Origin of the sequence: Acetobacter fabarum, from assembly GCF_022483405.1 — a bacterium.
GTDB lineage: Bacteria > Pseudomonadota > Alphaproteobacteria > Acetobacterales > Acetobacteraceae > Acetobacter > Acetobacter fabarum.
This window is the reverse complement of the sequence record NZ_JAKVNI010000001.1, coordinates 2,877,572-2,895,799: the sequence shown is the minus strand read 5'-3', so window position 1 is coordinate 2,895,799 and position 18,228 is coordinate 2,877,572. Positions and strand designations below refer to the sequence as shown.

Sequence of the window (18,228 nt, the reverse complement as noted above, 5' to 3'; positions counted from 1 at the left end):
GCTGAACTTATCAAGGATTTCCGCATCCGTGGCGTCGCCCTGACCGGCAGCGAACGCGCGGGCCAGACGGTCGCGGCCGAAGCGGGTGCCGCGCTGAAGAAGGACACGATGGAACTGGGTGGCAGCGACGCCTTCATCGTGCTGGATGACGCGGACCTTGAACTGGCAGTCAAATGGGCGACATGGGGCCGGTTCGCCAATAACGGGCAGGTCTGCACGGCGGCCAAGCGGATGATCGTGCATGAGAAGGTCTATGACGCCTTCCTCACCGGTCTGAAAAAGGCGATTACGCAGTTCCGCATTGGTGATCCGCTGGCTGAGGGCACCACCCATGGCCCGATGAGCAGCAAAAAGGCGCTGGACACTGCGCTGGCGCAGACTGACGAAGCCGTTAAGGCAGGGGCAACTCTGGTGGTTGGCGGCAAGCGGATGGATCGCAAGGGGTTCTTCATGGAGCCGACTATCCTGACGAATGTCTCCAAAGACAATCCGGTCTTCTATCAGGAGATTTTCGGCCCCGTTGCGGTCGTGCACAAGGTCGCGTCAGAGCATGAAGCCATCGAACTGGCCAATGATTCCCCCTATGGTCTCGGCGGGTCCGTGTTCTCTCGCGACCTTGCTCGCGCCGAAAAAGTGGCGGAACAGGTCGAGACCGGCATGATGTTCATCAACACCGCAACGGCTGCAGCGCCTGAACTGCCCTTTGGCGGGATCAAGAATTCGGGTTTTGGTCGCGAACTGTCTTTCCTGGGCATCGAGGAGTTTATCAATCGCAAGCTGATCCGCGTTGCCTAAAGATTAGGCGAATGCTGCGCCCTGTCCCAGATAAAAACCTATCCGGGACAGAGGTGTACTACTCACCAAGTTAAATATCGCCTGCGGGTCAAGTGATATTGGGAAATGATATCTATCTGCTTTGCCAACCGTACGATTAGTCATCGAATGGCCGAGATGAGGCGGAAGCTGACGTGGCTTGGATGCATAAATTCTACGTTTTATGAGGGTAGGGGCGATTCATTTCAGTAAGAGTTCATGCATGGGCAGAAAAAAGTTCATCAAAACAGCCTCTTAATCCCGCTTTGCTCTCAACTTGCGATTGCTGCAAGCTGAGAAGCAATCCTGTCCCCGCAACCACTTACAGTTTCTGAAACCCCGCCAAGTCATCGACTTGGCGGGGTTTTGCTATGCGTAAACTGAGGCCTTCTTCTGTAAAATCGTTTAATTTCAGTTCCTTAAGTATGGTAGGTTCAAAGCGGGGGTATCATACCGCGCAACCACTTGCGATTACCTGCATTGACGTGAGACGCTGTTACAATCAGGCTCGGAAGCGAATGTAATTTTAGTTTCTGGATTGATGACTGACCTTATTCGAGACCTTAGGCACCGCGACGCGTACCATCGAGCACTCAGGCAGTGCGCGCATGTCGCCCGAGAGGAGTTTGAGGTCGCCGCCCGTGCCCTCCACGACGCTGAGCAGATTGGGCAGAAACTAAAGGCAGCGGTGGCAGCCGTCGCGCGTCGAGTCCCGACCGACGGAGCTGCCGTGGAAGACGCCCGAGCACGACTTCAAGAACTCGACGCAAAGCTTGAGACGACGCTAGCGGACTCCCTCCGTGCGACAAACGCAGCTCTTAACGCCAAGCAGAATGTCCTCAGTCGCTTCACGGTCACGCTCTTTGGCCGAACGATGGCAGGCAAAAGCACAATCCGTGAGGCGCTCACTCGCGGCGACGGTGCCACCATTGGTAAGGGCGCTCAGCGTACAACCCGCGACGTGCGCGAGTACGTCTGGAACTCCCTCCGCATCATCGATACCCCCGGCATTGGGGCGTACGAGGGTGACGAGGATCGCGCGCAGGCATTATCGGTGATCGACGAGACCGACGTTGTATTGTTCCTCGCCAGCTCCGACGGGGTTCAGGAGGAGTCGTTCAAAGGTATGCGGGAGTTGCGCCAGCAGAACAAGCCGCTCATTTTCGTGTTGAATGTAAAGCGCGATCTCGAGAAGCCTGTGTGTTGATTTTCACTGAGAACTGGGTTCTTCCGCACTTTTCGTGATGGGTATCTTGTACTTAGGTTCCGGAACTGGGAAATCCAGAAAGTCGTTCACTTTCATGGATATTCCCCAGTGTCACGCCTTCGGTCTCTTGATCTTCCCCGTTCCCTCGTCGTTCGTCGTGTTGTTGCACTGGACAACAGAGTGGAGATCGAAGTCAGTCTGCGAAAGCGGAGTGCAGTGTGTCCGGACTGTCAGTGCCCGACACGACGCATTCACAGTTTCTATCAGAGAAAACTCGCGGATCTTCCATGGCAGGGCCGTCCAGCCACGCTGATCGTTTCTGTGCCGCGCTTTTTCTGCCAGACGATGCTTTGTCCACGTCGGACGTTTGTCATGCCCCTTGAGGGGATAACCGTGCGTCATGGCAGACAGACCACACGTCTTGCCGATCTTCATTATTATATCGCCCATACCCTGGGCGGTTCCGCTGGAGCACGAATGACCGTGCGCCTGTGTTGCCCCATCAGCGCCGATACTCTTGTCCGCCGTCTTCTCTCACGTGCGCAGAACACCACAAAAGGCATGGCCCGTACACGTGTGGTGGGGGTGGATGACTGGGCATGGCGGCGGGGACATCACTATGGAACGATTGTGGTTGATCTTGAGAAAAATGATGTCATTGACCTCCTGCCAGATCGGGACGCTGATACCCTTGCCCGATGGCTGCAGGTCCATCCCGGTATTGAAATCATTGCCAGAGACCGTGCCGGTGCTTATGCAGACGGATGCCGCAGAGGCGCACCATCCGCTCTTCAGGTGACAGACCGCTGGCATCTGCTGAAGAACCTGTCAGACGCTTTTGTCAGCATTCTGGACCGTTTTACGACAACAGTGAGGACCCTGACACGACAGCTGAACGTATCAACGGCAGTAAGCAAAATATCTGAAACAATCAGAGCGCATCCAGAAGAGGCGCAGGCGGTCGTCAGGTCAGCCTCTGGGGAACGACGTGATATTCTTTTCAAGGAAGCTCTTGCCCTGAAAGCAGAGGGACACAGCATTCAGGCTATCGCCACAACGATCGGGGTAGAGAGAAAAACCGTGCGGCGCTGGTTTCAGCGGGGCCATGCACCACCATGGAAAAGGACGGTTCCGCTACGCAGCATACTCGTGCCTTACGCAGCCCACCTGGAAAAGAGATGGTCCGAAGGATGTCGCAATAGTCGTCAGCTATGGCGGGAACTCCTGGAGCAGGGCTTTGCAGGACAATATGGCACCGTCTGGAAATGGGTGGCGACGCGACAGGGATGTTCCGCGAAACCCGTTCCTTCCGCGCATGTCGTTGCACCTCGGGGACGCAGACTTGCGCGGCTTCTCCTCGCAGAGGATCCGTTATCTGCCGGACAGGAGGGACTGCTGGTTCCTGCCCTTCTGGAAGCTGAACCGCACCTTGCCGTCACACTCTGCTGGCTCAGGAAAATGCAGACCCTGCTCTGTAAAAGGGGTGACACCTGCACGGGAGGCGATCTGAAGGCTCTGCTGGAAGAAGGAAAGACGACGCTGCTGTCACGTCTGATTCCCGCGCTTGAACGGGATGCGGCTGCCATTGAAGCGTCTCTTGTCACACCTTGGACAACCAGCCCGGTTGAAGGACAGATCAGCCGACTGAAAATGATCAAGCGAACCATGTTCGGAAGAGCAGGCTTCGAACTCCTCAGGGCGCGTGTCCTTCAGCCCGCATAATCAAAAAACATCATCACGAAAAGTGCGGAAGAACCCAAATCTCGATGAAAATTTCCGCCCTACCCGGGTCAGTTCTCAGTGAAAATCAACAGGCTATTCACTGTGACACATCGATGCGACGCTCATAATCACGCACGAATTGGCGTCAGAGGGTCATGTTAGGCGGGTAGCGTTATAGGATGATGATTGCATCATAATGACGAGACGTTTAGCGTCCGCAGGTGGCATTTCGGGTCTCTCCATCTGCCCTGTCGTGCGTTCAGTTCCCGCAATGTTGCCGCGCAGAAATCTACCCATCGATGTCGGCTTACGGGAACGTCGCTTACGGACGGAATGTCTAGGATGAGGCGGAAGCTGACGTAGCTTTGGGTACATAAACTCTACGTTTTATGAGGGCATGGGCCATTTATCTCAGTAAAAGGTCATCCATGAGCAGAAAAAAGTCCATTAAAACAGTTTATTAATCCCGCTTTGTTCTCAACATGCGATTGCCGCAAGCTGAGAACCAATCCTGCCCCCGCAACTACTGATACCGACACTCCCGTGAGCAACGCTCCGGGAGTGTTTCTTTTTTCAGCCTTTCCAATGGCTTGTCGCTCGATCCAATTTAGGATCGTCCCCAGTTCTCCATACAGCATCGCGTCGATCTCGCCCCGGTTCGGGTCAGGCGTACGGATGACCTCGGCAGCTTCCAGTCGTTCCTCGGGACGGTTGAGGGCGTCGGTCAGGCGGCCGATATAGAGTTCGTTGTTGACGATACCGGTGCCGCGCTTCACATGGCCCCGGATGGTAGTGTCGCTCCACAGCTTGCCCTCGGGACCAGCAACGCCCTGGTCGTTCAAAGTTTTGGCGATGGCACGCGGGCCGATACCGGCGGCGAAGTCACGGAAGATGCGGCGGACGATCTCCACCTGATGCGCGTCGATCGCGTGGTCGCCCCGGATCTGTTCGCCTTTGGCGTCGAACTGGCGGACGACACGATAGCCGTAGATCCTGCAACAGGGTCTGGATGCTGGGACGCAGGATCATGCTGGCGCCCGAGATGCCCGCGTCCTTGTAAGTACTAATGACCTTCCACTTCTCGCGCTTGGCGTGCTCGCGACAGATGCGGAACTGGTCCTCAATCGAGGCGTCGCGCTGGTTGTCGGAGGAATAGCGGGCATACAGGGCGACGCGGGTCATGGCGGTGTTTCCTATCAGGCGACCTTGTCCATCCGACTGGGCCGGATCAGCACCTCGGCCGAGATGCCGAGGCCGTCATGCAACTGGCGGATCATGTCGATCGACAGGCCGCGTTTGCGATTCAGCACGTCCGCTACCCGGTTGCGCGGGCCGATCATCGGCTCCAGATCCTTACGGGTGAGGCCCTGCTGCTCCATGCGGAAGCGGATCGCCTCGACCGGATCGGGCTGGTCGATCGGATGGTGCTTCGCCTCATAGGCGTGGATCAGGGTTGCCAGCACGTCCAGACGGTCGCCGTCCGGCGTGCCGCTCTTCGCACCCCACAGGCGCCCGACTTCTTCCAGCGCTGCGTCATAATCCGCCTCGTTGCGGATGGGCTTCAGATCAACCGTCATGTTCCACCTCCGTCACGTCGATCCTGTCATACGCCCTGTGCGTGCCGATCCATTTGATCCAGACGATGCTTTTCTCGAAATCGACCGCTACGATCAGGCGATAGGCGTTGCCTTTGATGTTGAAGACGATCCGCTCGGCGCTGACGATGCTGGCCGTGGCGTAGAGCCGCTTCACATCGGCAGTGCTCGTCCAAGCCGCCCTGCCGACTTCGGCGAACCAGGCGTCCAGCGCCGCCTTCACGGCCGGCTGGTCCTTCTGGCCCGTCAGGCTGTCGACGAACTCTCTCAGCGTGCGGCGGGCGATGATCCTCATTGACTGACCTTATATCACGGGACCATAATGGTCACAAGAAAAATACACGACTGCCCGACGAAGGGTCGTTCGCCGGGGAACACGCAGCCGGGGAGGGAGGGCTACCGCATAGAGTCGGATCGGTTCTGACGCGTCTGTTTCCGCTCCAGCGCGCGGGCACGCTCGAACTGCTCGCGGGCCATCTGCCGGCCGATCAGGCGGGCGAGGGATCGGATGGCGTCATCGGACGTGTGGAACGCTTCCTCGGCCGTTTCCGCCTCATTGGCGGGGGCGAACATCTCGATCGTGATCCTGTCGGGTCTGCGTGCCATTCTGTCCACCTTCCCGGTCATGGGGCGACAGGACCGATGAAGAACAGGACAAGGGGATTTGAGAAGACCGTACGCCGGTCAATGCGGTAATCGGCGGTGATCGCGCAGAAAAGGGAGGCTTATCGGTTGTGGAAAAGGTGATCATTCTTCTGGCGATCGGCTATGCCATCGGATTCTACGTCCGGGATCGCCGTACGAAAGAGGCCCTGGCTCAACAGGCGGCTGTTCGGCAGCAGGAAGACGAGCGGCGTCGGCAATATCGACAGGAAAATGACCTATCCGATCCGCAGAACCAATTGCGGTTCATTGATGAATGCAGTTTGAAGGCTGTTCCTCCCGTCAATTGGGAAGCGGTGCGCGTGCTCTATACGATTGACGAGTGGATCAAGGATATGCGGCCGGACTGGCGTTTCGCTTTCGAGGTTGGGATGGGCGGATTCATTAAAACGCCTTATGCCCCGGATGATCCACTTCAAAAGCGGGCCTTCAATTCTTGCAGCGGCAAGCGCGTTGATTTTCTTCTGATCAATCGCCGTGGGCAACCAGTATTGGTGGTCGAGTATAATGGTTCGGGCCACGACCTGTTCGCCGATGCCTGGAAGGCGGCCGGGTTCCGCATGGTCGGGCATATCGTGTTTCGCAAGTCCTATTCGTCATCTTCCCGATTTCTCCGGTATGAACACGAAAGCGCCTATCTTCTGGCCAAGGGTAATGTAACACCGCCCGCAAAACCTATCCCGGACGTGCTCGACATGCCCTATTCAGGCAATAAACTGCACCCGACGCAAAAGCCGGTGGCGGCTCTCCTTCCCTTGGTGGAAGCCTTCTGCCCGGTGGGTGGTCTGGTGCTGGACCCGTTTGCGGGTTCGGGTTCGTCGCTGGTGGCGGCGCAGCATCTTGGGCGCGATTGGCTGGGCATGGAACTGGACCCGGAGCACGCGGCCACGGCGACCCGGCGCCTAGTCTGGCACGCGGCGAAGAAAATAGCAGCATAGGGAGTGAGTGCCGCAGGGCCGACAATTCGGTTCTGCTGTGCCCGCTTCCTTGACCTATCTGTCCGCACAAATTTGCGCCGATCCGACTTCGCGGATCGACGGCGGGAAGATGAAAAATAAGCGCCGCTCGCGGGCGAGAACCCGGCTCGCGAACTATTCTGGCAGGTATAGACGAATGCCATAACGTCGTGCGATCGCGTTACGAGATCGACATATCTCCAAATGCAGTCTGCACAAAACCTTCTCATTGCGTATCCTGGTTGTCCTGCTGCCAGAAGCAGGCGCAAGAGGAAGGGTAACGCGATGCCGATATCAGATTGGCAGTCGCCGGTCGCTTACGAACACGCAAAAGACATTGCAGCCGCCGGCATGGCCTGAGAATATCTTCGACGTGACGACGAATACCGTCGCGCGTTTCAGCGAACGAAAACGCTTCCGGCTCCGAAGCCTCGGGGCAGCAAAACTTTTTCTGAACGATGGGGTTTACGATTTCCCTGTCGATCCGGCGCTGCTTGCCGGCCGCACGCCTGTTTTCTGGATACCGGAACTCTCGCCTGACGTGATCGAACTGCGTGCGGCTCTTGCAGATGCGGATGATCCGGCCATCATGCCAATCAATCTCGCGGAATTACCGGATCTCGTCGCACGGCCGGATGACGGTGATGCATGGCACGGTTTCTGGCAGTCTGGCAGATCGACGCATTAGATTTGGCTCCCGACACGTCCGGCGGATAGACGTGCCGTGCATCACCGTCATCCGGCCGCTTGATAAGCTGCTGGAGCTTCGCGCGGAGGCTGTGCTTCGTTTATGGCGTGTGCTGGTCCGTCGGTCTGAGGGCAGGTGGGCTCATGATTTTCCGCAGCAGACACGGGACCGGCATATCCTGATATTGCGCGCACTTGATGGTCGAACGGAGGGCACAAGTTATGCAAGCTCGCTGAAGTTCTACTCGTCTTTCAAGGCCGGAAGGTCGATTGGGACAACGATCCTCGTAAAAACCAGGTTCGGCGGCTCGTTGCCGATGGCCGGTATTACGTTTGTGGAGGTTATCGTGATCTGTTGAGATGCCCAACCCGGCTCTCTCAACTTTAAGCGTTGAATGGGATGAGGGCTGCTTTGGCTCTCATCCCATACATTAATCCATGCTTTCCAGAAAAATATTTCATGCAGCAATAGTTATTTTGGAAAGTTTTCTACAAGAATAATTCATTGAATATAAAAGTATAATTAGGAAATGAGTTTCATTAGTGTTTCTGCTATCTGCCGCTCTTCGGGGCCCACTTCTCCTAACTCCGGGACGCGTGCATATGATGGAGGGTGGACGAGTGCCGGTATAATAGAATCATTCCAAACAATACGATCGTAAAATCTATATAATGTATAAGGATGTTCCATTTCCTTGCGAAAATTATTCGCTGCGCTTATGTCATCCGTGTACCATACTTTTTCCTGAGGTATTGCTTCGGGTTTCCCAGGACTGAAAGCCATCCCTATCATTATTTTGCCGCCACACATATAAAGACGAAACAGCTCAGCACTTAGAATTATTGCACCATTTATGGTCTCTGAAACACCATAGCCCTGGTTTACTATTATGGCTGGAATAAATTTTAAAAATTTTTACTTGTCTTCATCTATATCAAGATATTTTTTTATAATATCTGGGCGTTTCTTTATTTTTTGTGTTTTCTTTATGGCTTGCTCAGAAGCTTTTTCTAATTTCTTATAATATCTATCAATTTCTGCAGAATCTGCAGGCATTAGATAAAATTTTACCTCTCCAACTATACAAATATCCCCAAAGGATATTAATATGTCTATTTGTTCGTCAAATAATTTATCTTTTTTTGTACCATTTTTTGCGATATGGACGTTCTTAATTTCGGTGTTTTTTTCTATGCTATTACATAGCTCATTTCTATAAATGACTTCATAACTGTCTCCACGGGCGGCCTTAGGGGTGGAGTCGTTGATCCCCCCTTTTTCTAACCATGCATCAAGTCTTCTAGCTACATTGCTGGAGAATAGAACTGGGCATGCAAGCAATAGAGAAGATGTTTGATTCGATATAATTGGAGCTGCCCATAATCCTTTATTTCCTGCCGATTTATGTTTTCCTCCCGTTTGAAATTCAAAAGTAAAAAAATCTATAATAAATTTTATATTATCATCAGAAATATTCATGCATTTTTTTATTGAATTAAAAATATTTATATATGAAACCTTACAAGAAAATTTATTTATATTTTCTTGTGTAAAGAATAGTTCTTTGGGTATGGGGGTATTCCTCTCTATTTCTTTTGCAATATCACACAAGATATGCCATGATTTCAGAAGAATTTCTATAGATATATCGGGGTTTTTGGGCAAGGGAGAGTCGATGAAATAAGAAGCATAACTGTGATCCATCATGAATTTTTCTACTACATATGGCGGCATATATTTTGATAGATATGATACGGATCCAGTATTAAATTTAGGTCCCCTTTTTGTTTTTTCCATAAAGAGAACAGTTTTTCGGGGAGCAAGCTTACGGCGCTCTGCAGGAGATAATTTTATCCAAATCGGTTGCATGAGATTTGCACAACGAGCCAGATTGGCAGTATGTCGATATTGCCACGCGGCTTGAAGTTTTACTTTATGTAAATCTGGAGCAGACCATCTAAATACTTGAGATTCCTCATCGTATTTCAGACGCCAGCCTTCATAAATTACCCTGCCCCATAGAACATTTAGTGATTTTCTGAAGCTATAAAATTTAATTGATTGAATAGCTATTTCCGTTAATTCTAAATAATTAGCATCTAAGCTTCCGTCTGAATTTTGTGCATCAAAAAGCCAATTTTCAATAGAGTCAACGCCAGTTTCTGCTATTTCAGATGGTGAAACAATTTGTCCAGAAGTTCCTTCTATACGTGATGAAAGCAGTGAATCTAACGCCACAATATCAGAGGAACTACTTTGAATTTTTTCTTTAAATTTATCTGTAGCGGTACGATATTCCCGATTTAAAGCGGCTATAGCTAAAGAAGATGATAAATGAGGGTCTAGATGAATTAAATCACTGTTTTGTAGCAACAATCTTGCTGCAGAAGCCTCATCGGAAACCCATTTAATCGTATGAAGTAAATCCTGATCATCATTTGTGGTTTCTATTTCACTATAATACTTTTCTGCCTCTTCAAAGTTAAAATATTCTGATGTTGGGGGTTTTGATGTTCTTACAAATTCGTGAAATTGTGTTGTCATAGATTAAGTGCTCGCATATGGTTACAGTTGACGCCGATTGAAGTTAGTTGTTTTCGGCTTTATGCTAAACCCTGTCGCGTTTATCTGCGACGCAAAGCAGCTATGTCATGTCGCTCCTTCCTGATTAGAACTTTTCCTCGGAGTGCTGGGAACCTTCAATTTGATTCCGACACTCTCCAGACCGCTGATCCTCCGCCACGGTTCGCCATGGTCCGCTGTCATGATCGACAGCCGCCGAACTCAACCGGAGGCCCGATCATGCTCGATCCCAAGACGGGGTTGCCGCCCCGTTTCCTGCGCACGCCCGATGCGGCGCGCTTTCTTGGCATTTCCATTCGCACGCTGGAAAAGCACCGTAATTATGGCACTGGCCCAACATATCGCAAGATCGGTGGCCGCATCGTCTACGCCCTCCCAGATCTTCAGGGGTGGGTCGAAAATGGTGTCCGTAGGTCCACCACTGATGAGACGCCCTGCCGTGCCTTCGATGACGGCCATAAGGTCTATATCGTCTTTCCATCGGGGATCGGGCAGGGGGAGCTGCCGCCGCTCTTCGTGCTGGGTGCCGATGGCGGCCTGAAACTGGTCAATTACCGCGTGCGGCAGAACTGGATGATCGTGGACCGGCTTTTTGCCGCTGCTGAATTGCGGTTGAGCGATAAACACTCCGAGCAGAGGGTGCGGATCGTCCGCACCGATGGCAGGAAGTCATGAGCGACGCCGAGGATCGTCAGGACGGGGGGGCGCTGTTGGCAACGGGAGCGCAACGGAGCCGTCTCTCGATCTCCGACTGCGTGCACAGCGTCCGCCGGTCGTAAAACTGTCGCGTCCCGTTATCTGGACGTTGGGGGGGGCTGGGATGCTCGCCATCGGTCTCGCGCTGGGCTATGCGCTGCAAAGCAACACGCCAAAAGGGCCGGTTCAGGCGGCGCGGACCAGCCGGCTCTTTGCACAGGTCGAGGCGCGCGACGGGCAAGGCACGCAGGTGGTTCCGGTGGTGGCCACCACTCCCGGAGCGCAGGCATCATCGGCTGGTCAGCCGGATCGTGCGACGGTCAGCCCGGACCGTATTACGCCGCTCGCGTCTCCCTATATCCTTCAGGCTGGCACGGTGATCGCTGGGGTGCTGAATACGAAAATCAGTTCTGACCTGCCAGGCCAGATCGTGGGGCATGTCACGCAAAACGTCTATGACAGCCCGACCGGCCGCTATCTCCTGATCCCGCAAGGCAGCCTGCTGTTCGGGGCCTATAACAGCAGTGTCTCCTTCGGGCAGCAGCGCACGCAGATCATCTGGACATGACTGATTTATCCGAACGGCGAGAGCCTCGTTCTGGAAAAGCTGCCCGGTGGCGACGCCATCGGCCAGTCCGGCCTGTCCGATGAGGTAAACAACCACTGGAGTCAGCTTTTCAGGGCGGCGTTGGTCATAACCCTGCTCAGGGTGGGATCCGAAGCAGGCACATCATGGAATGAAAATAATCTCATGCAGGCGATTCGTAGTGGGGCCAGCAACGTGTTTTCCATGATCGGCAACCGGCTTATCGATCGCAGCTTCAACGTTCAGCCGACGCTGACCGACCGGCTGGGCCTGCCGTTCACGCTTGTTGTGAATCGTGATCTGGTTCTTAAACCTTGGAAAGAGACGCAAAGCCGCCCATGACGAAGCTGAAACTCGGTCCGAGCGAGGACCTTAGGCCTGTAAGGGTCATGCTGGAATTGCTTGTCGTCTGGGTGCGTGATGGGTACATTGGGGCAAAATTTTCTATTTGGTGTCCTCGTTCTGGAGACAATCCATAAGTCTGAGCTGCATTTCAGGGTTATCAATAGACATTTTCCACTATTCCGATAATTTGCGATCAATGACCATACCTCAACACTTCCGCGTCAGTTCGCATCTCAAGGACATCATTGGGCAAGACCTTGTCACCAATGAGTTTGTCGCAGTTTTCGAACTGGTCAAAAACTCCTTTGATGCCCGTGCTAGCCGTGTCGATATTATCTTCGATAATACTCATAATGAGATCTGGATCGTCGATGATGGCAAGGGAATGAATGAGGTTGGTATAAAAGATCGCTGGTTGTTTGTTGCCTATTCGGCGAAAGCCGATGGAAGTGAGACTGAACGTGTTTCGGGTGACTACCGAGATCGGATAAGGCCCAGTGGACAATTTGCTGGTAGCAAGGGTATCGGGCGGTTTTCATGTGATACCCTTGGAGGGCTGTTGACGATGTCAACACGCACTTCGCGGCAAGAAACGACGCAAGTCCTAACTGTTGAATGGCGAAAATTCGAACTAGACAATAAACAACTCTTCCAACGGATCGGGGTTGATCTGGGGCAAGCCCACGGCTTTCCTGATGACGCCCCTATAATAATGCCACCGGATTCAGGCACTGTTCTTAGGATAGGCGACCTGCGTAGTGATTGGAATTTTGAAAAAATCAGTAGGTTGCGGCAGTATCTTGGTAAATTAATTGATCCCTTTGGAACGACAGACGATACACCTGTTCACCTTACGGTCGTCGATAAGCGTTTAAATGAAGAAGCAGTCCGCTCTCTATCGGGTCCAATCGGGAACGATATACGTAATTTATTAGCGGAAAAGACTACTAGGGTATTAGTTAATATTGATAGTTCTAGGATTGAAACGCATTTATTTGATCGTGAAAGATTAATATATATAATAAAAGAAAAAAATACTTACCGTGGGCTCGATAATGCGACCGTAACAATGGAGATATTCTATCTTAATCGTGCGGCTAAACACAATTTCAAGCTGCAGATGGGGGTTCGATCTGTCGAATTTGGTAGTATTTTTCTGTTTCTCAATGGATTTCGTATTTTTCCAATCGGCGAAGAAAATGACGATACTCTTGGGTTGAACCGGAGGAAGCAGCAAGGTTCTTCGCGTTATCTTGGAACTAGAGATGTGCTGGGTCGCGTCGACGTTACAGCATCCATGGGTATGTTTCGGGAGGCATCTAGTCGCGACGCAGGCTTAATCGATGACGCTCGGGTTCGCGATCTATACGAGGCGATCAGACGAAAGGCGGTCATGCGTTTGGAACGCTTCGTCGTGGGAGTCATGTGGCCAGATAAAGCAGATCAATGGCGAGAAGATGCTAGTGGTTTCGAGCAGGCTTCAACGCGTAGTCGAGCTGCGCAATTGGTAGCTCAACTTGCAGAAAACACAAGCGTAGAAATTGAATATTACGATCCTGATATTGTTGACCTCTTTGATGAGGAAGCCGGTGCGCTTGATACGGCACTTGAATCTCTGGTTTCGATCGCAGAGAGTCAGGGAGACCTGTCTTTACTCTCGAGAGTTGAAGCGGCACGTGCCCGACAAGCTGCTTTAGAGCAATCTGAACGGGAGGCGGTGGAAACTGCTCGGCAGGCTATGGCGGCGACCGCTCGAGCAAATGAGCGGATTGCATTACTTGAGCGTCAGGCAACTTATCTCGCCACTACACAAGACATGACGGTTGAGCAGATGGGTTTGCTTCTACATCAAGTCTTGATCTACGCGGGTCACATTGGTGCAGCACTTGATCGTGGTTTGCGAAATATTCGAGAAATATCTGAGGCAGCTCAAGAAATCGAAGGGTGCGAAGATGATGAAGATCTCGTCGCTGCTGCAGCTGCTGTTAGGCACCACGCCAAATTAGCTATGAATGACCTTGATTATATTCATCTAGAAAATGATCGATTAATGGCCGTTGCTCGTTTTGCATCGAATGCCCGGTTCAATCTGGAGACTGATTTGCTCAACGGTGACATACTTAAGTTTTTGGATGAGTATGTTAATCAAGTTAGGGTCGATCGTGACGGGGTTGAATCTGTAAGTTTCGACGCTAACGGTTTGTCGCAGTGGGCAAAATTTCCACCTGTCGATCTCGTTGTAATTGTAGATAATCTTATGGACAATGCTCGTAAGCACGGTGCACGCCAAATGAAATTGAAAGCGAGGCGAAATCGCCGAGGGAGAGTTGAGATCGAAGTTTCAGACGATGGCCGTGGGATGGACGAAGATAGGATTGATCCTACAAAGCTGTTCGATAAGGGATATACGTCGAGCGAAGGAGGGACAGGGCTCGGCCTTTTCCATGTTCGTCAAGTACTGCACAAAATGGGTGGGGAGATAGCATTAGCTCCCAATCGTGACCGTGGTCGAGTTGATTTTATTATCACATTGCCAGGAGAAGGAAAGTGAGCCTGTATCTGGGTGTGTGCTGGATTGAAGATCAGGCAAGTGAGGCCGAAGTTGATCAAATTAAGGACGCAGTTCGCAGTGCTGGTTTCGAGCCATTGATCACAAGGATAGAAACGCCTGACGACATTAGAGAGTTTGCTCAGCGTCAACACCACAATCAGGATTTTGATTTGATATTACTGGATTTAAATCTTGGTGATGGGCTGCGAGGAGATGAACTTGCGTCACAGGTGAGGGATGCCTTTAGATCAACAACGATCCTGTTCTACAGTGCAGAAGACGAGGGCAAGCTTCGTAGGCGCATCGCAGAACGACCTGTTGAGGGGGTTTACTGTATTCATCGTGATCGGTTGGCTAGCCGAGTGGAAGAGTTGGTGGGGCATCTTTCTCCGTCGCTCAATCGACTATCTTCAATGCGCGGCTTGGCAGCACGGGTTGTCGCAGAATGCGACCAAGATTTCCGCGCGATTTTGGCCAAGTTAGGTGAGGAGGGTGCTGATACCAAAATCGCTGAGAGTTTACGCGAGCATGTTGTGCAGGCTGCGGGTCATCAGATTGACGAAGTGAAAAAATTGGAGACTCTTCAAGAATTGCTAGACAGCCACTATGTTCATAGCGCCGCTCTTTTCAAAGAAGTTAGTGATATTGCTTTTAAGCGAAATAATGACGAGTTGCTTGCAATCATGCGTAAGATGAGGAGAACCTTTCCTAGTCAAGTTATTTCGCGCCGAAATGTGCTTGCACATGCATTGGAGGAGCAAACTGACACGGGTTGGCATATTGTCCGTAAGGCTGGAAATCCTGTTACAGTAGCGGATTTCTCACGGTACCGCAGAGAATTTGCGAGCCAGCTTGGGAACGTGCGTCGTGTTCGAGAAATTTTGATTGGTGAGCAAGTCGAATAAGACCTCACCGATTGCTTCAGCAAGCAAAGGCGGGACCGCATTGCCGACCTGAGTATATCGCGGGCAGTCATTTTTTCGTCTTGCTCCTCCCGTGGTGTAAGGCCCCTTAAACGAGAACCAGTCGGGAAAAGATTGGATACGGGCAAGTTCCCTTACACTCATTGTGCGAGGGTCGGAATAGTGGATTAAATCGTCTGGGAGTGTCGTTACTGTTGGAGCTGGTAACTCAGGGGAAAGAGGTGTAGTTGACCGTTTGCCTATGCCAAGACGAAGCCGGTCAGCTTGTGAAATGGCGCGCCCTCTCTCGCAGCTCTCAAGGATGTTTCGCATACGGTCTGTAACATGCTTATTATGTCGTGCAAGGCGGCGGTCACTTGGTTGGTCTATGCTGTGTTGACGCATGAGGCGCTGATAAGATGTCAGAGTTTTGGGATTGATGCGTTTGATACCAGGATAACCTGGTGCTTCCCATGTGGTATCGTTTGAAACATGGGGATCAGCTATCAAGTCCGATAAAGCATCTGCAACCGAGGTTTCGCCGGAGCCGAGGCCGCGTTTTGCAAGGAAGTTCCGTCTATTGGTCTTCAGACGCTCTAGGGGATTAATACCAGAAAAGCTGCCACGTAATGCAGCAATACAAATATAGCGGGGTCGCCGTTGGGGTACGCCCCAATTCGATGCTACGAGCACATCTGCCCAGCTATCGTAGCCAAGTGAAGAGAGCCTTTCGCGGGTCGCCGCAGCATAGGTACCCCCTTTAGCGTGGGGCATAGATTGGAAGCCGCGAACATTCTCAAGGAGGACGAAGCGAGGTCGAACTAAGGCTACAAAATCAAGGTAAGCCTCCACCATGCGACTTCGGGGGTCGTCCGGGTCTCGACGCCCATTCATGGAAAAACCTTGGCAAGGTGGGCCTCCAGCGAGCAAATCGACGGTGCCTGTCATTGCGGCAAGATGGGAAGTGTAATTAGTAGCTAAATCGACGACATTATTGGGACCAAGAGGAAGCCAAGCAGGCCAGTCCATGCCGATTGACGGATTATCAATGAGATTATGACGATAGGATTCAAAGGCATGCGGATGGGCTTCGATCCCCATGATGCCACGAAATCCGGCCATATGAAGGCCGAGCGACATTCCGCCGCAGCCCGAAAATAAGTCGATGCAGGTTGGTGCCATCTGTATAGTCTGCCCAGTCTCCTCGAAGATGTCCAGGGCATACTTCATGGCAGCCCACAAACGACAATGGGAATGACTAGCTTGAATATCAATTTGAAGGCAAGCCACAACTTTATATTTTGAAATAACTATAAGTGAAAATAAACATAATATATTTTTACCAATAAATAATACGAAATATATTGTATTGCAATTGTAAATATTAAATATAAAAATTGAACAATAAGGCGAAAAAATCACTATTTTATTTATTGTTAATTTTGATTGAAGTTTTTCTTTCCTTTATCTTTTTGGTTTTTCACGAACCAAGCCTGATTTTTTTTTCGAAGTAATTCTAAAGAATTACGGATAAGGTTTCTGCGTAGCATGACGCTACGCATGGCGATTTGGAGTATGTCTTCTAAGACGTCAATCCGTTGCCCACAGTCGATCTTGCTGTTCTGCTATCCATATTCATAGCTTGAATGACGCCCTTCGAATTTCAAAAAGAGTATTTAGTCCGAGGCAACGTATTACAGTGGAAATTTTAGATGATATCCTGTGATTTATGTGTTCTTTAGGCAGGAAACGCCAGCGAATGTCGGTATCGGTAGTTGTGCGCCCCTGCAAGCAGACGAAGCACCGAGTCCTCAACAGGATACGATAAACCCGCCTCACCACGGCGGGTTTTTTTGTGGCCAAATCACACCGCAAGAAAAACGGGAAATCATCCCAGTCTCCTCAGCTAGGCCCCAGAAAAAAATCTAGACGCAGGGGGGCAGACATTTGTGAAAAATAGGATTCGTCATAAAAGAAATCTATGGACATCAAATGGCTTGAAGATTTCGTAACGTTATCGCGTTTGCAGAGTTTTTCGCGTGCTGCAGAAGAACGGCATGTGACGCAGTCTGCGTTTAGCCGTCGCATTCAGGCTCTGGAAACATGGGTGGGGGTGCCGTTACTCGATCGCAGCCGTTTTCCTACGACTTTAACGCCAGAGGGGCGTCGCTTCAGAGAGACGGCGGAAGAAATTCTGCGTAATCTTCTACAAAGTCGTGCAGCACTGACGGTATCATCCCCAGGTGATCTTCCTTGCATCGCTGTGGCAGCGTTGCATACTTTATCTGTCACCTTTTTTCCCCAATGGCTTTCCCGTATGGAAAAAGCTGCTGGAATGTGTGGCAGTCGTTTATTGTCCGATGATTTTCATAACTGCATGGCCGCTATAGTTGATGGTTCTTATGATTTTTTTCTGACTTTTTATCATGAAGCTGTTCCACTGTTGCTCCACCCCAGCCAATTCCCCCATTGTGTTTTAGGGCAGGATTCTGTGGTTCCTGTTGGGCATTCTTTACATCAGGCGCATTTAGGCTCCTCCTATCCTTTACTGATGTACAGTTCCAATTCTTTTCTTGGTCAGGTTTGCCAGTGCCCGCAAGCGCAGGCGGTACTGCCATATGGTGCTGATACTGTTCGACACGTAAATGAAAATGCCATGGCAGAAGGTCTTAGGCAGATGGTTCTGGCTGGTCATGGATGTGCATGGTTACCCAGAAGTCTGATTGAGAAAGATCTCGAAACCAACAGAATGGTTGTAATGGGACAAGAAATTCCTTTGGAAATTAGACTGTACCGCAAGGCTGAACATACGCGCCCCGTTATTGAGCAGGTCTGGCAAGCTTCTCAGCAAATAGCGTTATGCAAATGAGGAATAACCTAGACTAACGCAGCATTGGACGGGTTGTTATGGCTCTCCTATT

The 18,228-nt window shown here is 51.3% G+C and carries 12 protein-coding genes and 6 pseudogenes; 12 read left to right on the top strand and 6 right to left on the bottom strand.

The features are described 5' to 3' along the window. The 3 genes from LKE65_RS13475 to LKE65_RS13465 all read left to right on the top strand — a co-directional run. A partial coding sequence (locus LKE65_RS13475; protein WP_278741701.1) for an aldehyde dehydrogenase family protein occupies positions 1–795 on the top strand: 795 nt, incomplete at its 5' end. A 559-nt stretch (positions 796–1,354) separates the two neighbouring features. Next, positions 1,355–2,020 carry a GTPase gene (locus LKE65_RS13470; protein WP_278741699.1) on the top strand — a complete coding sequence of 222 codons (666 nt, stop codon included), beginning with the start codon at positions 1,355–1,357 and terminating at the stop codon, positions 2,018–2,020. A 108-nt stretch (positions 2,021–2,128) separates the two neighbouring features. Continuing rightward, positions 2,129–3,742, top strand: coding sequence for an ISL3 family transposase (locus tag LKE65_RS13465; protein ID WP_075624942.1), 1,614 nt, complete (start codon positions 2,129–2,131; stop codon positions 3,740–3,742). A 725-nt stretch (positions 3,743–4,467) separates the two neighbouring features. Here LKE65_RS13465 and LKE65_RS13460 read toward each other — a convergent pair. From LKE65_RS13460 to LKE65_RS13445, 4 genes and pseudogenes are all read right to left on the bottom strand, one after another. Then, positions 4,468–4,924 (bottom strand): annotated as a pseudogene (locus tag LKE65_RS13460) (recombinase family protein); the annotation flags it as partial. A gap of 14 nt (positions 4,925–4,938) precedes the next feature. Next, positions 4,939–5,319, bottom strand: coding sequence for a helix-turn-helix domain-containing protein (locus tag LKE65_RS13455; RefSeq protein WP_278741697.1), 381 nt, complete (start codon positions 5,317–5,319; stop codon positions 4,939–4,941). Then, complete coding sequence (locus LKE65_RS13450; protein ID WP_278741695.1) at positions 5,309–5,632, bottom strand: type II toxin-antitoxin system HigB family toxin; 324 nt, start codon at positions 5,630–5,632, stop codon at positions 5,309–5,311. Before LKE65_RS13450 ends, LKE65_RS13455 begins: the two co-directional genes overlap by 11 nt. A gap of 101 nt (positions 5,633–5,733) precedes the next feature. Further along, the gene (locus LKE65_RS13445; RefSeq protein WP_341461199.1) at positions 5,734–5,964 is read right to left on the bottom strand and encodes a hypothetical protein; all 231 of its coding nucleotides are present in this window, start codon (positions 5,962–5,964) and stop codon (positions 5,734–5,736) included. A 107-nt stretch (positions 5,965–6,071) separates the two neighbouring features. Between LKE65_RS13445 and LKE65_RS13440 the strand changes: the two genes are divergently transcribed. The 3 genes and pseudogenes from LKE65_RS13440 to LKE65_RS13430 all read left to right on the top strand — a co-directional run bounded on the left by LKE65_RS13440 (position 6,072) and on the right by LKE65_RS13430 (position 8,031). Further along, entirely contained in the window at positions 6,072–6,938 is an 867-nt protein-coding gene (locus tag LKE65_RS13440) for a DNA methyltransferase (protein WP_278741693.1), read from the top strand. 432 nt (positions 6,939–7,370) lie between these two features. Then, a pseudogene (locus tag LKE65_RS13595) lies at positions 7,371–7,496 on the top strand (hypothetical protein); the annotation flags it as partial. 29 nt (positions 7,497–7,525) lie between these two features. Then, positions 7,526–8,031 (top strand): annotated as a pseudogene (locus LKE65_RS13430) (DUF2285 domain-containing protein). Positions 8,032–8,559: 528 nt separating this feature from the next. On the opposite strand, the gene LKE65_RS13425 reads toward LKE65_RS13430, so the two are convergent. Then, complete coding sequence (locus LKE65_RS13425; RefSeq protein ID WP_278741689.1) at positions 8,560–10,188, bottom strand: hypothetical protein; 1,629 nt, start codon at positions 10,186–10,188, stop codon at positions 8,560–8,562. A gap of 258 nt (positions 10,189–10,446) precedes the next feature. On the opposite strand from LKE65_RS13425, the pseudogene LKE65_RS13590 reads away from it, so the two are divergent. The 5 genes and pseudogenes from LKE65_RS13590 to LKE65_RS13405 all read left to right on the top strand — a co-directional run. Next, positions 10,447–10,659 (top strand): annotated as a pseudogene (locus tag LKE65_RS13590) (helix-turn-helix transcriptional regulator); the annotation flags it as partial. Continuing rightward, positions 10,660–10,902 (top strand): annotated as a pseudogene (locus tag LKE65_RS13585) (TrbG/VirB9 family P-type conjugative transfer protein); the annotation flags it as partial. Beyond that, positions 10,886–11,851, top strand: a pseudogene (locus tag LKE65_RS13415) (TrbI/VirB10 family protein). The pseudogenes LKE65_RS13585 and LKE65_RS13415, both read left to right, overlap by 17 nt. Positions 11,852–12,050: 199 nt before the next feature. Beyond that, positions 12,051–14,405 (top strand): ATP-binding protein, encoded by a 2,355-nt coding sequence (locus tag LKE65_RS13410; RefSeq protein ID WP_278741687.1) that lies wholly within the window; start codon positions 12,051–12,053, stop codon positions 14,403–14,405. Beyond that, positions 14,402–15,310, top strand: a complete 909-nt coding sequence (locus tag LKE65_RS13405; protein WP_278741686.1) for a hypothetical protein — start codon at positions 14,402–14,404, stop codon at positions 15,308–15,310. The genes LKE65_RS13410 and LKE65_RS13405 overlap by 4 nt, the downstream gene beginning before the upstream one ends. Here the strand turns inward: LKE65_RS13405 and LKE65_RS13400 are convergent. Beyond that, on the bottom strand, positions 15,227–16,729 hold the full coding sequence (locus LKE65_RS13400) for a DNA cytosine methyltransferase (protein WP_278741685.1): 1,503 nt from the start codon (positions 16,727–16,729) through the stop codon (positions 15,227–15,229). The two genes, LKE65_RS13405 and LKE65_RS13400, sit on opposite strands and share 84 nt — an antisense overlap. A gap of 559 nt (positions 16,730–17,288) precedes the next feature. Here LKE65_RS13400 and LKE65_RS13395 point away from each other — a divergent pair. Beyond that, entirely contained in the window at positions 17,289–18,176 is an 888-nt protein-coding gene (locus tag LKE65_RS13395; RefSeq protein ID WP_278741684.1) for a LysR family transcriptional regulator, read from the top strand. Positions 18,177–18,228 lie beyond the last annotated feature (52 nt).

Coding starts and splice junctions, on each gene's coding strand:
- LKE65_RS13425 (WP_278741689.1), bottom strand. CDS start 10,188: ATGACAACACAATTTCACGAATTTGTAAGAACATCAAAACCCCCAACA.
- LKE65_RS13445 (WP_341461199.1), bottom strand. CDS start 5,964: ATGACCGGGAAGGTGGACAGAATGGCACGCAGACCCGACAGGATCACG.
- LKE65_RS13450 (WP_278741695.1), bottom strand. CDS start 5,632: ATGAGGATCATCGCCCGCCGCACGCTGAGAGAGTTCGTCGACAGCCTG.
- LKE65_RS13410 (WP_278741687.1), top strand. CDS start 12,051: ATGACCATACCTCAACACTTCCGCGTCAGTTCGCATCTCAAGGACATC.
- LKE65_RS13455 (WP_278741697.1), bottom strand. CDS start 5,319: ATGACGGTTGATCTGAAGCCCATCCGCAACGAGGCGGATTATGACGCA.
- LKE65_RS13395 (WP_278741684.1), top strand. CDS start 17,289: ATGGACATCAAATGGCTTGAAGATTTCGTAACGTTATCGCGTTTGCAG.
- LKE65_RS13470 (WP_278741699.1), top strand. CDS start 1,355: ATGACTGACCTTATTCGAGACCTTAGGCACCGCGACGCGTACCATCGA.